Origin of the sequence: Pseudomonas sp. DC1.2, from assembly GCF_034351645.1 — a bacterium.
GTDB lineage: Bacteria > Pseudomonadota > Gammaproteobacteria > Pseudomonadales > Pseudomonadaceae > Aquipseudomonas.
Map to the genome: position 1 here is coordinate 117093 of NZ_CP133782.1, position 13011 is coordinate 130103.

The 13011-nt window shown below is 60.2% G+C and carries 10 protein-coding genes and 1 pseudogene; 3 read left to right on the plus strand and 8 right to left on the minus strand.

Annotation, left to right across the window (positions count from 1 at the left end):
* Window positions 1-87: 87 nt before the first annotated feature.
* From RHM68_RS00500 to RHM68_RS00510, 3 genes are read left to right on the plus strand one after another with little or no spacing between them, the layout of a single operon-like run.
* Window positions 88-1191 carry an efflux RND transporter periplasmic adaptor subunit gene (locus RHM68_RS00500; protein ID WP_322220011.1) on the plus strand — a complete coding sequence of 368 codons (1104 nt, stop codon included), beginning with the start codon at window positions 88-90 and terminating at the stop codon, window positions 1189-1191.
* A complete protein-coding gene (locus RHM68_RS00505) occupies window positions 1188-2255 on the plus strand; it encodes an efflux RND transporter periplasmic adaptor subunit (protein ID WP_322220012.1) in 1068 nt (355 codons plus the stop codon). The genes RHM68_RS00500 and RHM68_RS00505 overlap by 4 nt, the downstream gene beginning before the upstream one ends.
* Entirely contained in the window at window positions 2252-5305 is a 3054-nt protein-coding gene (locus tag RHM68_RS00510) for an efflux RND transporter permease subunit (protein ID WP_322220013.1), read from the plus strand. The genes RHM68_RS00505 and RHM68_RS00510 overlap by 4 nt, the downstream gene beginning before the upstream one ends.
* A gap of 77 nt (window positions 5306-5382) precedes the next feature.
* Here the strand turns inward: RHM68_RS00510 and RHM68_RS00515 are convergent, their stop codons facing one another.
* The 8 genes and pseudogenes from RHM68_RS00515 to RHM68_RS00545 all read right to left on the minus strand — a co-directional run bounded on the left by RHM68_RS00515 (window position 5383) and on the right by RHM68_RS00545 (window position 12739).
* Complete coding sequence (locus tag RHM68_RS00515; RefSeq protein WP_322220014.1) at window positions 5383-6012, minus strand: class I SAM-dependent methyltransferase; 630 nt, start codon at window positions 6010-6012, stop codon at window positions 5383-5385.
* 106 nt (window positions 6013-6118) lie between these two features.
* A pseudogene (locus RHM68_RS26560) lies at window positions 6119-6274 on the minus strand (DUF6124 family protein); the annotation flags it as partial.
* A gap of 50 nt (window positions 6275-6324) precedes the next feature.
* A complete protein-coding gene (locus RHM68_RS00520; protein WP_322220015.1) occupies window positions 6325-6969 on the minus strand; it encodes a methionine ABC transporter permease in 645 nt (214 codons plus the stop codon).
* Complete coding sequence (locus tag RHM68_RS00525; protein ID WP_322220016.1) at window positions 6959-8080, minus strand: methionine ABC transporter ATP-binding protein; 1122 nt, start codon at window positions 8078-8080, stop codon at window positions 6959-6961. The genes RHM68_RS00520 and RHM68_RS00525 overlap by 11 nt, the downstream gene beginning before the upstream one ends.
* Window positions 8081-8082: 2 nt before the next feature.
* On the minus strand, window positions 8083-8892 hold the full coding sequence (locus RHM68_RS00530; RefSeq protein WP_322220017.1) for a MetQ/NlpA family ABC transporter substrate-binding protein: 810 nt from the start codon (window positions 8890-8892) through the stop codon (window positions 8083-8085).
* A 29-nt stretch (window positions 8893-8921) separates the two neighbouring features.
* Entirely contained in the window at window positions 8922-10280 is a 1359-nt protein-coding gene (locus tag RHM68_RS00535) for an LLM class flavin-dependent oxidoreductase (protein ID WP_322220018.1), read from the minus strand.
* The gene (locus RHM68_RS00540) at window positions 10280-11473 is read right to left on the minus strand and encodes an SfnB family sulfur acquisition oxidoreductase (RefSeq protein WP_322220019.1); all 1194 of its coding nucleotides are present in this window, start codon (window positions 11471-11473) and stop codon (window positions 10280-10282) included. Before RHM68_RS00540 ends, RHM68_RS00535 begins: the two co-directional genes overlap by 1 nt.
* Before the next feature lie 24 nt (window positions 11474-11497).
* Complete coding sequence (locus RHM68_RS00545; RefSeq protein WP_322220020.1) at window positions 11498-12739, minus strand: SfnB family sulfur acquisition oxidoreductase; 1242 nt, start codon at window positions 12737-12739, stop codon at window positions 11498-11500.
* Window positions 12740-13011 lie beyond the last annotated feature (272 nt).

A 13011-nucleotide genomic window follows, 5' to 3' on the forward strand; every position in this document is an offset into this window, starting at 1 on the left:
GCAGCAAACCCGTGCGCGCGTGGAACCCTGTTCTAAGCTCACAGTCGTATCGTCACTTGCACGTTTGTTCACCGCAAAGGAGTCTGCATGGCGGGTACCGGATTGAAAGTAATGGTGGGCCTCAGCCTCTTTGCGTTGTTGACGGCCTGTGGCGATAAGAAACCGGTCGAGAAGGACCTGCCACGGGTATTTGTGCAGGCGGTCAAACCAGCGGATTACGCGGCCTCGGTGACCCTCACCGGTGACGTTCAGGCACGGGTACAGACCGAACTGTCGTTCCGCGTCGGCGGCAAGATCATCCAGCGCATGGTCGATGTCGGCGACCGCGTGTCAGCCAAACAAGTCCTGGCCAAACTTGACCCCAAGGACCTGCAAACCAACGTCGATTCGGCCCAGGCCCAAGTCGTCGCTGAACAGGCCCGGGTCAAACAGACGGCGGCGGCTTTTGTTCGCCAGCAAAAACTCCTGCCCAAGGGCTACACCAGCCAAAGCGAATACGACTCGGCCCAGGCCGCGTTACGCAGCAGTCAGAGCGCGCTGACCGCGGCGCAGGCGCAATTGGCCAACGCTCGCGAACAACTGGGCTACACCGCGCTGATCGCTGAAGCGCCGGGGGTGATTACCGCGCGTCAGGCCGAAGTAGGGCAAGTGGTGCAGGCTACGGTGCCAATTTTCAGTCTGGCCCGGGACGGTGAGCGCGATGCGGTGTTCAACGTCTACGAATCGCTGCTGTCCGAACCCTCTTCAAACAAGTCGATTGTGGTCAGCCTGCTCGACAATCCGGCGATCAAGACCACCGGCACCGTGCGTGAAGTTACTCCGGCGGTTTCGGCTCAGACCGGAACCGTGCAAGTCAAAGTCACCCTCAACGGTTTACCTGACGGTATGCAACTCGGTTCGGTGGTCAGCGCGACGGCCAAGGCACCCGGTAAGTCTGCCGTAGAGCTGCCGTGGTCAGCGTTGACCAAAAACCTTAGCGACCCGGCCGTGTGGCTGGTGGACGCTAACGGCAAAGCGCAATTGCATACCGTCACCGTCGGCCGTTACCTGACCGGCCATGTGATCATCAGCGGCGGTCTGGACGGTGGTGAAAAAGTCATCATCGCCGGTGGCCAGTTGCTGCACCCCGGAATGAAAGTCGAGATCGCCGAAAACACCTACAAAGATTTGGCACCGGGAGCCCAGCCATGAAGCGCCTGATGCTTTTAGCCGGCGGCCTGCTGTTGATCGCCTGCTCTAAAAAAGAACCACCACCGGAACCGGTGCGACCGGTGTTGTCGGTCGAGGTCAAGGCCCTCGACCAGGAGGACCTCGGTCGCTTTGCCGGTAACATCCAGGCGCGCTACGAAAGCAACCTCGGCTTCCGGGTGCCGGGTCGCATCGCCAGTCGAAACGTAGATGTCGGCGCCGAAGTCGAGACGGGTGCGCTGCTCGCCACCCTTGACCCCACCGACCAGCAAAACCAATTGCGTTCGGCCCAAGGCGATCTGGCGCGGATTCAGGCGCAGTTCATCAACGCCCAGGCCAGCGCCCGACGCCAGCAGCAGTTGTTTGATCGCGGGGTCGGCGCCCAGGCGCAACTGGACATCGCTCAGACCAACCTGAAAACCACTCAGGCTTCGCTGGATCAGGCCAAGGCGTCGGTCAATCAGGCCAAGGATCAGCTCAATTACGTCGAGTTACGCACCGATCACAAAGCCATCGTCACCGCCTGGAAAGCCGAGGCCGGGCAAGTGGTTACCGCTGGCCAGCAAGTGGTGACCCTGGCGCAACCGGACATCAAGGAAGCGGTGATCGACCTGCCCGACACGCTGGTCGATCGACTGCCGGCGGATGTGGTGTTTCTGGTCGCTGCGCAGCTGGACCCGAGCATCACCAGCACCGCCATCGTGCGTGAAATCGAACCCCAGGCGCAGAGCGCGACACGCACCCGTCGTGCCCGCCTGACCCTGGCCGATACACCGCAGGGTTTGCGTTTGGGCACGGCGATCAGCGTGACCCTCAGTTCGGCGATCACACCGCGAATCGAACTGCCGCTCAGCACCCTGCAAGAAGTCGACGGCAAAACCCGCATCTGGGTGATCGATCCACAGAGCCAGACCGTTGCCCCGCGTGACGTCAGCCTGATCAGCCGCACAGACTCGACGGTGGTGTTGGCCAGTGGCGTGAAGTCGGGTGAGCGTGTGGTCAGTGCCGGTGTAAACAGCCTGAAACCTGGGCAAAAAGTGAAAATTGATGAGGGCAGCCCGCGATGAAAGGGAGTTTCAACTTATCCGAATGGGCCCTCAAACATCAGTCGTTTGTCTGGTATTTGATGTTCGTCGCGCTGCTGATGGGCGTGTTCTCCTACATGAACCTCGGCCGCGAGGAAGACCCGTCATTCACCATCAAAACTATGGTGATCCAGACCCGTTGGCCGGGCGCGACCCAAGAGGAGACCCTCAAGCAGGTCACTGACCGCATCGAGAAAAAACTCGAAGAACTCGATTCCCTCGACTACGTGAAAAGCTACACCCGGCCCGGTGAGTCCACGGTGTTCGTCTACTTGCGTGACACCACCAGCGCCAAGGACATCCCGGAGATCTGGTACCAGGTACGCAAGAAGATCAACGACATTCGCGGCGACTTCCCCAAAGGCCTGCAAGGGCCGGGGTTCAACGACGAGTTCGGCGATGTTTATGGCTCGGTGTATGCCTTTACCGCCGACGGCCTGTCGATGCGTCAGTTGCGCGATTACGTCGAACAAGTCCGCGCCGAGATCCGCGGAGTGCCAGGGCTGGGCAAGGTCGAGATGATCGGCGAGCAGGATGAAGTGCTGTACCTGAACTTCTCCACCCGCAAACTCGCGGCACTCGGCATCGACCAGCGTCAGGTGGTTCAGAGCCTGCAATCGCAGAACGCCGTGACCCCGGCAGGGGTGATCGAAGCCGGTCCCGAGCGGATTTCGGTGCGCACTTCAGGGCAGTTTGAGTCCGAGAAAGACCTGGCCAACGTCAACCTGCGCCTCAATGATCGTTTCTATCGCTTGGCTGACATCGCCGAGATCAGCCGCGGCTACGTTGACCCGTCCACCCCGCAATTTCGCTTCAACGGCCACTCCGCCATCGGCCTCGCCATTGCGATGAAGAAGGGCGGCAACATCCAGGAGTTCGGTAAGGCGCTGCACCAGCGCATGACCGACCTGACCGCGGACCTGCCGGTAGGCATCGGCGTACACAACGTGTCGGATCAGTCAGACGTGGTGGAAGAAGCCGTTGGCGGCTTCACCCGTGCCTTGTTCGAAGCGGTAGTGATCGTGCTGATCGTCAGTTTTATCAGCCTCGGCGTGCGCGCGGGGCTGGTGGTGGCATGCTCGATCCCGCTGGTGCTGGCGATGGTCTTTGTGTTTATGGAATACAGCGGCATCACCATGCAGCGGATTTCCCTCGGTGCATTGATCATTGCCCTCGGGTTGTTGGTGGATGACGCGATGATCACCGTGGAAATGATGGTCACGCGCCTGGAAATGGGCGAAACCAAGGAGCAAGCGGCGACGTTCGCCTACACCTCAACCGCGTTTCCGATGCTCACCGGTACGCTGGTGACCGTCGCCGGTTTCGTGCCGATTGGCTTGAACGCGAGTTCGGCCGGTGAGTACACGTTCACCCTGTTCGCGGTGATCGCCGTGGCCATGCTTGTGTCATGGGTGGTTGCGGTGCTTTTCGCTCCGGTGATTGGCGTACATATCCTCAGCACCAACGTTAAACCGCATTCAGCGGAGCCTGGGCGCATTGGTCGGGCCTTCAACTACGGCATGCTCTGGGCCATGCGCAATCGCTGGTGGGCCATCGGCATCACCCTCGCGCTGTTCGTGGCGTCGGTGTTTTCCATGCAGTTCGTGCAGAACCAATTTTTCCCGTCCTCGGACCGTCCAGAAATCCTCGTCGACCTCAACCTTCCTCAAAATGCTTCGATAGCCGAAACGCGCAAGGCCGTGGATAAACTTGAGGCGACCCTCAAGGACGATCCAGACATCGTGCGCTGGAGCACTTACATCGGTGAGGGTGCGATTCGTTTTTACCTGCCCCTCGATCAGCAATTGCAGAACCCGTACTACGCACAACTGGTGATCGTCAGCAAAGGCCTGGAATCGCGCACCGCGCTGACTCAACGCTTGCGTGATCGGCTGCGCAAAGACTTCGTCGGCATCGGCAGCTACGTCCAGTCTCTGGAAATGGGGCCGCCGGTCGGTCGGCCGATTCAGTACCGGGTCAGTGGCAAAGACATCGATCAAGTGCGTAAACACGCGATCGAACTGGCCACCGAACTGGACAAAAACTCGCACATCGGCGAAATCATTTACGACTGGAACGAGCCCGGCAAAGTGCTGCGCATCGACATTGCTCAGGACAAGGCGCGGCAACTGGGGCTGTCCTCCGAAGACGTGGCCAACCTCATGAACGGCATCGTCGTTGGCTCTCCAATAACTCAGGTGGACGACGATATTTACCTGATCAACGTGGTCGGTCGCGCCGAAGATGCTGAACGCGGGACCCCTGAGACCCTGCAAAACCTGCAAATCGTCACGCCAAGCGGCACCTCGATTCCGTTGCTGGCCTTTGCCACCGTGCGCTATGAACTGGAGCAACCGCTGGTGTGGCGCCGCGACCGCAAGCCGACGATCACCATCAAGGCGGCTGTTCGCGACGAAATCCAGCCAACCGATCTGATCAAACAACTGAAGCCGACCCTCGATAAATTCGCTGCCGGGTTGCCGGTGGGCTACAAGGTCGCCACCGGCGGCACCGTCGAGGAAAGTGGCAAGGCCCAGGGCCCGATTGCCAAGGTGGTGCCGTTGATGCTGTTTTTGATGGCGACCTTTCTGATGATCCAGTTGCACAGCGTGCAGAAGCTGTTCCTGGTGGCCAGCGTCGCGCCACTCGGCTTGATTGGCGTGGTGTTGGCGCTGATTCCGACGGGGACGCCGATGGGCTTTGTGGCGATTCTCGGGATTCTGGCGCTGATCGGCATTATCATCCGCAACTCGGTGATTCTGGTGACGCAAATCGAGGAGTTCGAAAACAACGGTGCTTCTCCGTGGGACGCCGTGGTGCAGGCGACGGAGCATCGTCGCCGGCCGATCCTGTTGACGGCGGCGGCGGCCAGTTTGGGGATGATCCCGATTGCCCGCGAGGTGTTCTGGGGGCCGATGGCCTACGCGATGATCGGCGGGATCATCATCGCCACCCTGCTGACGCTGCTGTTTTTACCCGCGCTGTATGTGGCCTGGTACAAAATTCGCGAGCCAAAGAAAGAAGTGCAGTAAGGCAAGCAGGCTCGTTCCCACAGATGACATTCAATCTAATGTGGGAGTGAGCCTGCTCGCGAAGGCGCCCGACCTGGCTACGCCGACTTACGCCAGACACTTGCCAGCCAAGGCTGTTGATCGCGTGGCAGTCCCGTGGGGCGGTAGTAATGCTCCAGTTCGACAAACCCGGCCTCGGTCAGCAAGGTCTGCCACGCCTGCAAATCGTGATACGCCCCATAGCGTGGCCCGTTCCAGCCCTCTTGGTTCTCCCCACGGGGATTGGAACTGAACAATACCCCGCCCGGCTTTAACGTGCCGTGCAACTGCTTCAACACCCGAGGCAGTTCCTGGCGCGGGATGTGAAACAGCACCGCATTGGCAAAAATCCCGTCGAAGCGGTCGGCCGGTAGATCGAGTTTCAGAAAATCCTGCTGCCAGACCTCGCAACCGCTGTCCTCGCGGGCCATGTGTGCAAACTGCTCGGAGCCATCAAGGCCGACGGCGGTGTGGCCCCTGCGCGTGAACGTCTGCAAATCACGGCCTGGCCCGCAGCCGAAGTCGAGAATGCTGAACGGTGCTGCGCCCTGAATGTGCCGCAGCAACGCGTCGATGTTCTGACTGACGTCATGGTCGCGCGTCCCTTCACGAAAGTCCTCGGCCACCGAATTGTAATGATCCAGGGTGGTGGCGGTGATCTGCTGAAGGTCGTCGGGGGTTTGTTTCATGGTGGGCTGCGCAGGCAATTGGGGTTTGCCGAATATACGCCATCAACCTTGGGGCTGCTTCGCCGCCATTCGCCAGCAGGCTCGCGAAGGCGATATCACTGACGATTCAGGTTTGTTTCATCCCCCAACTTTCAATCGACCGATCAACCATGGCGTTGGCAATCTCCAGCAAATGCCAGATGGAAAACACCAATGCCCGGTCAGAGGCTTTGAGGTGGTCACTGCATTGATAGGCCGTGACGGACGCGCAGCGCGGCAGGTCCGTTGGGAAAAATCCCTCATCGTGTGGGGAGTGAGTGCCGCCAAGATCGCTCAGCGCTTGTTCAGCCCCCGAGCCAACCGATCCCCGCCGAGTTGAATTATCGCCACCAACACCACCAGCAACACAATCACCGTCAACATGATCTGGCTGTCGAAACGCTGATAGCCATAGCGATACGCAATATCCCCCAGCCCACCGGCACCAATCGCCCCGGCCATGGCCGACGAGTTGATCATCGTCACCAACGTAATGGTGAATCCCCCGACAATCCCCGGTAACGCTTCGGGCAACAGCACATGCCAGACGATGTGCCAGCGCCGGCAACCCATGGCTTGCGCGGCTTCGATCAAGCCGTGATCGACCTCGCGCAAACTGACCTCGGCGATGCGTGCAAAGAACGGTGTGGCAGCGATGGTCAGCGGCACCACGGCGGCCCACACGCCGTAGGTAGTGCCGACGATCAACCGGGTAAACGGAATCAGCGCCACCATCAAAATCAGAAACGGAATCGAGCGAAACAGGTTCACGAACGCGCCCAGTGCGCGGTTCAGTACCGGGGCCTGGTAGATGCCACCCTTGGAACTGGTGACCAGAATCACCGCCAACGGAATGCCCGCCAGCAACGCGATCAGTGATGACACGCCGACCATCAAAAAGGTGTCGATAAAACCCTGAAGCAAACGATCAAACCACATAGCCCAGTACCTCCACCTGTTGCGCCCAGTGACTGGCGCGTTGACGCAATTGTTCGGCGTCAAGCGACGAGCCGGTGATTGCCAGCAGCAGTTGCCCGAGCGCGTGGTCCTGAATCCGTTCGACACCGCCCTGAAGTAGCTGCACGCGACCACCCAGGGCGCTGAACAATGCCGCCAGGTCTGGTTCATCCGTGGCACTGCCGGTGAATTGCAGGCGCAGCACCACGGCGGCGTCCGCAGCCTGTGGTTGTGGCTCAAGGCGACGTTGCAGCGCTTGCGGCAACGCATGTTGCAGCGGCGCCAGCAGGGTTTTACTGACGTTGTGTTGCGGATTGCCAAACACCTCCCACACCGGGCCTTGCTCGACGATTCGCCCATGCTCCAGCACCACGACGCGGTCGCAGATGTCGCGGATCACGGCCATCTCGTGGGTGATCAGCACGATGGTCAGGCCCAGCCGTTGATTGATCTCGCGCAGCAGGCCGAGGATCGATTGCGTGGTCTCTGGGTCCAGCGCTGACGTGGCTTCGTCGCACAGCAGAATTTCTGGGTCGTGGACCAACGCGCGGGCGATGCCGACGCGTTGTTTCTGTCCACCGGAAAGCTGCGCCGGGTAGGCCTTGTGTTTGTCTTGCAGACCCACCAGTTCCAGCAGTTCGCGAACTTTAAGCTGACGCCGGTCCTTGGGCACGCCAGCGACTTTCAGCGGCAATTCAACGTTTTGCCAAACTGTCTTGGCCGACATCAAGTTGAAGTGCTGAAAGATCATGCCGATGCGCCGACGCAGCGCGACCAAGCGGTTTTCATCGAACTCGCCAATGTCCACTTGATCGATCAGCACCCGTCCGGTGCTCGGCTGTTCCAGGCGATTGATGGTGCGGATCAGTGACGATTTTCCTGCGCCGCTGCGGCCAATAATGCCGAACACTTCACCGCGCTGGATCGCCAGATCAATGCCGTGCAACGCCGCCACCGGACCTTGCTGGCCGTTGTAGGTTTTACCCAGGCCGATGAAGCGCACATGCGCGTGGTTAAGCTGTGGGTGCAGGTCGGTTTGCTTCGCATTGTGGGGCTCTGGAATCTCCAGTCGCCGTTGGATAGCGGCCGTCATGTTCAGCTTTCCCAGCCCGCTTGGTACAGCGTGCCGTGGGCCTTGTCCAACGCTGCGCGAACAGCCGGCGAATGCTGGTAGATGTCGACAAATTTGATCAGGCGCGGGTCGGTTTTGCTTTTCGGCTGGATCACGAACTGAATCACGTATTCCTTGTGGTCGAGGCCGTCGAACAGCAGCGCCGAGCCGGCATCGAAGGTCTTCGACAAACGGATGTAGGCGGGGTAGCCCTGCACCAGGTCGGCGTCATCATAGGCGCGGACCAGTTGCACAGCTTCGACCTGGAGGATTTTGATTCTCTTCGGGTTGGCGATGATGTCTTCTTCGGTGGCTTTGTAGCCGACACCCGGTTTGAGCGTGATCAGCCCGGCTTTGGCCAGCAGTTGCAGACCGCGACCGCTATTGATCGGGTCGTTGGCAATGGCCACGGTGGCGCCTTCAGGCAATGCGTCGAAGCTTGTGTATTTCTTCGAGTAGAGGCCGACGTTGTTGATGATTCCCGGAGCAAACGGCACCAAGTCAAACCCAGCGGCAGCCTTGGCGTTCTCTAGAAACGGGATGTGCTGGAAGTAATTGACGTCGATGTCGCCGGCAGCGAGGCTGACGTTCGGGGCGATCCAGTCGGTGAACTCCACGAGTTCGACTTTCAGGCCTTGTTTGGCGGCTTCGTCGACGGCGGCTTCCAGCGCAATGGCGAACGCGGCGGTGGTGCCGACTTTCAGCGGCGCCTCGGCGCCAAAGGTCACGCTGCTGAAGAGGCCGAGGGCCAGGGCCAGTGCTTTGACTGGGTGGGTCAGGAGTTTCTGGGTCATGGTCGTTATTCCAGTCAAGTTAAGGCCGATCAGTGTCGGTAATGGGCGCCGGTATGTTGCTCAGGCAAATGCGCACCGCCGTGAAACAATTTTTCGCGCAGGCTGCCCGCGTCGTAGGCGGTCTTGTACGAACCGCGGCGCTGCAACTCCGGAATCACCAGGTCGATGAAATCCACGTAGCTTTCCGGGGTGACGATCCGCGTCAGGTTGAAGCCGTCCAGACCGGTTTCGGCAATCCACGATTCCAGCTCGTCAGCCACCTGCTCCGGCGAACCGACCACCGTGATGTAGCGGCCACCCAAGGCGTGCTGTTCGAGCAATTTGCGCCGGGTCCAGTCGTTGTTTTGCAGGTTTTTGGTGGCGGACTGGATAGCGTTGCTCTTCACGTACTGGATCGGCTCATCGAGCTCGTACTGGGAAAAATCAATCGCTGTCGAGGCTGAGAAATGTGCCACGCCGGCTTCGGCACTGGCGTAGCTCAGGTATTCGGCGTGCTTGGCCCAGGCCAGTTCCTCGGTCGCGCCGACGATCACGTTCAGGCCCATAAACAGTTTGATGCCCTCGGGGCTGCGCCCGGCCTCAACGGCACTGGCGCGCACCTTGTCCACCTGAACTTTGGTCGAAGGCTTGTTCTGGCCGCTGATGAACACGCACTCGGCGTGCCGCCCGGCAAACACCAGGCCGCGATCCGAGCTGCCCGCCTGAAACAGCACCGGCGTGCGCTGTGGTGACGGTTCGCAGAGGTGATAACCCTCGACCTGATAGAACTCGCCCTGGTGTTTGACCTTGTGAACTTTGTCTGGCAGGGCGTAGATCCGTTGCGTTGGATCGTTGATCACCGCGTCGTTTTCCCAACTGCCTTCCCAGAGTTTGTAGAGCACTTGCAGGTACTCGTCGGCCTGGTCGTAACGCCGGTCATGTTCCACCTGTTCGCTCAGGCCCATGGCCTTGGCCGCGCTGTCGAGGTAGCCGGTGACGATGTTCCAGCCGACCCGGCCGCGACTTAGGTGATCAAGGGTCGACATGCGTCGGGCGAACAGGTACGGCGGTTCGTAAGTCAGGTTGGCGGTCAAGCCGAAGCCGAGGTTTTTAGTGACGGCGGCCATGGCCGAAACCAATAGCAACGGGTCGTTGACCGGCAGCTGGATCGACTCTTTGAGCGGCACATCCACCGAGTTTTGATAGACGTCATACACGCCCACGATGTCGGCGATGAACAAACCGTCGAACAGTCCACGCTCCAGCAATTGCGCCAGTTCGGTCCAGTATTCGAGGGTTTTGTATTCGGTGGAGTTGTCCCGTGGATGGGTCCACAGACCATGGTTGATGTGCCCGATGCAGTTCATGTTGAACGCGTTGAGCAGGATTTTTTTCTTGGCATCGGCCATCAGATGGTCCCCCGCAGTGGCGGGTTTTCATCGTTGAGGTAGTAATTGCCCACGGCGTGGTACTTCCAACGTACCGGGTCGTGCAAGGTATGCACCCGAGCGTTGCGCCAGTGGCGATCCAGACCGTGTTCGATCAGGGTGGCCTGGCTGCCGGCCAGCTCGAACAGCGTGCTGCCGGCGGCGAGGGAGATGTCGGTGCTGATGGCGCGGGCTTCGGCGACGGCAATCGAGGCCGCGGCGACGGTGTCGGCGTTGGTGTTCGCCTGGGCCTTGTCGAGGAATTCGCCGGAGCGTTCCAGCAGGGCTTCGGCGGCGTGCAGGCGAATAGCCAAGTGGCCGAAGCTTTTGAGGGTCAACGGGTCTTCAGTGGCGTTGTCGTTGCCGGAATCGATCCACGGTCGGGTTTTGGTGCGCACGAAGTGCAGCGCGTCTTCATAAGCGGCGCGCGCGATGCCGCTGTCGATGGCGGCATGGAGAATCTGCGCCAGCGGACCGACGGTGGTTGGGCGTTCGAAGGCGCTTTGAAACGGGATCACGTCGTCGGCGGCGACATAGACGTCTTCGAACACCACCGAACCGCTGCCGGTGGTGCGCTGGCCGAAGCCGCTCCAGTCGTCGATCACTGTCAGTCCTTTGCTGTCGCGCGGGACAAATGCCAGTTGTTGTATACCGTTTTCATCCACCACTGACGTCGGGATGCGCTGGGCGTAGATCGCGCCGGTGGCGTAGAACTTGCGGCCGTTAATGCGGTAGCCGTCACCGTCTCGCTTGAGGCTCGTCACGCGGTCGTGGGCGGTTTTGGTGCCCAGTTCCGCTAGAGCATTACCGAAGCGCTGCCCGGCCAATACGTGCGCGTACAGGCGCTTTTTCTGCGCTTCGCTGCCATTCACCCGCAGCACTTCGAGTGCATAGAAATGGTTCTGCGGAATTTGTCCGAGGGAACCGTCGGCTTGTGCGATCAAGGCAATGACCTTGGCCAGGGTGACATTCGACACCCCGGCGCCGCCGTAGGCTTTGGGTACGCTGATGCCCCACAGGCCCGAACGGGAAAAGACTTCCAGTTCCGGGTGTGGCAGGCGGCGCTCGCGGTCGCGCAACGCGCTGTCGCGTTTGAAGTCGTCGGCCAGGTCTGTGGCGACAATCAGGGCGTGCTCATCGCTGGTTATGACCGCGACGTGGTGAGAAAAAGTCATGTGTTTCTCCAGAGGTCTGGTCGGTCAGATCCAGGAATGGCGAGCGGGCAGCGTGCCGTTGAGGTGATAGGTGCCCACGGCGTGGTACTTCCAGCGCACCGGGTCGTGCAGGGTGTGTACGCGGGCGTTGCGCCAGTGACGATCAAGATTGAATTCGGCGAGGGTGGCGCGGCTGCCGGCCAGCTCGAAGAGTTTTTCGCTGGCCAGCAACGAGATCTCGGTGGTCAGCACTTTGGCTTCGGCCACGGCAATCGAGGCGCGGGCGGCGGACTCTGCGGTGACAGGCGCCGCGCTGACTTGATCAAGCACTTGCCCGGCCTTGCGCAGCAGCGCTTCGGCGGCGTGCAATTCGATTTTCAGTTTGCCGATGTCGGCGATCACGTACAGGTCATCGCTGGCGCGTTCGACCTTGGCGTCGATCCACGGCCGAGCGCGGGTTTTGACGAATTCGATAGCGTCATCAATGGCACCCCGGGCAATGCCGGCGTCGATGGCTGCTTGAATCAACTGCGACACCGCGCCTTGAATATTCGGGCTGTCGTTAATCTTCCAGTTATCCACCACCTGCTCGGCGTCGACCCGCACGTTGTTGAGCAAAATGGTGCCGCTGGCCGTGGTGCGTTGGCCAAAGCCCGACCAGTCATCAACGATGCGCAAACCGGGCGTACCACGGCGGACGAAGGCCAGCACTTGTTTGCCATCGTCGTTCAACGCCTTGACGGCGACCCAGTGGGCGAATAGCGCACCGGTGGAATAAAACTTCTGGCCGTTGATGACAAAACCGTCGCCGTCGGCGGTAATCCGCGCTTTGAGTTCGAGGGTATTTTTGGTGCCGCGCTCCGGCCCCGCATTGCCGATGCGCCAGCCTTCGAGGACGCTGTTGAACAACTGCTTTTTCTGCGGTTCGGTTGCGCAGCCCAGCACCAGATTGAGCAGGCCGAACTGATTCTGCGGAATCTGCCCGAGGGCCGGGTCCGCCGCGGAAATGATCGCGAAAACATCGGCAATGGTGACGAATGAAACCTGGGGGCCACCGTACTCGCGGGGGATGGCAATGCTGCCCAGGCCGCTACGGGTAAAGTGTTCTATTTCCGCCCATGGCAGCTTGCGCTGCTGGTCACGTTTGGCGGCGTGCAGGCGGGCGACTTGCGCCAGCTCATGAGCGGCCTTGATGGCTTGTGCGTCGTTGCGCAAGACCTGCGCGGGCAACAAGGGGGGCGCGACGTCCAGATCACTCTGGACAATGGCTTCTGCCAGACTGGACATCAGTGCCGCTCCTTGGCTGCACGCAATGCCCTGGCGATTTGCACTGGGGTGATTGTGTTCCGGACCATACCTACCTCACATCTCATGGAGACGCCGCGAACGTTGCGGCGAACGAAAACAAGAATGTCCGGTGGTCCGGTGTATATACCCTAAGCGCGTATAAATAATTAATAAACTAACTTTTAGGAATATACATAGAAGGGCAGTGGGTATTTCCCTCACCGCAGAAGCCCTGCCACGGAGTTTCCTCTTGCTACAGGGGGCCTCGGTGA

What these genes read in the sequence shown, in the direction of transcription:
- RHM68_RS00540 (WP_322220019.1), bottom strand. Translation starts at nt 11,473, where the DNA reads ATGACTTTTTCTCACCACGTCGCGGTCATAACCAGCGATGAGCACGCC.
- RHM68_RS00535 (WP_322220018.1), bottom strand. Translation starts at nt 10,280, where the DNA reads ATGGCCGATGCCAAGAAAAAAATCCTGCTCAACGCGTTCAACATGAAC.
- RHM68_RS00530 (WP_322220017.1), bottom strand. Translation starts at nt 8,892, where the DNA reads ATGACCCAGAAACTCCTGACCCACCCAGTCAAAGCACTGGCCCTGGCC.
- RHM68_RS00515 (WP_322220014.1), bottom strand. Translation starts at nt 6,012, where the DNA reads ATGAAACAAACCCCCGACGACCTTCAGCAGATCACCGCCACCACCCTG.
- RHM68_RS00525 (WP_322220016.1), bottom strand. Translation starts at nt 8,080, where the DNA reads ATGACGGCCGCTATCCAACGGCGACTGGAGATTCCAGAGCCCCACAAT.
- RHM68_RS00505 (WP_322220012.1), top strand. Translation starts at nt 1,188, where the DNA reads ATGAAGCGCCTGATGCTTTTAGCCGGCGGCCTGCTGTTGATCGCCTGC.
- RHM68_RS00520 (WP_322220015.1), bottom strand. Translation starts at nt 6,969, where the DNA reads ATGTGGTTTGATCGTTTGCTTCAGGGTTTTATCGACACCTTTTTGATG.
- RHM68_RS00545 (WP_322220020.1), bottom strand. Translation starts at nt 12,739, where the DNA reads ATGTCCAGTCTGGCAGAAGCCATTGTCCAGAGTGATCTGGACGTCGCG.
- RHM68_RS00510 (WP_322220013.1), top strand. Translation starts at nt 2,252, where the DNA reads ATGAAAGGGAGTTTCAACTTATCCGAATGGGCCCTCAAACATCAGTCG.
- RHM68_RS00500 (WP_322220011.1), top strand. Translation starts at nt 88, where the DNA reads ATGGCGGGTACCGGATTGAAAGTAATGGTGGGCCTCAGCCTCTTTGCG.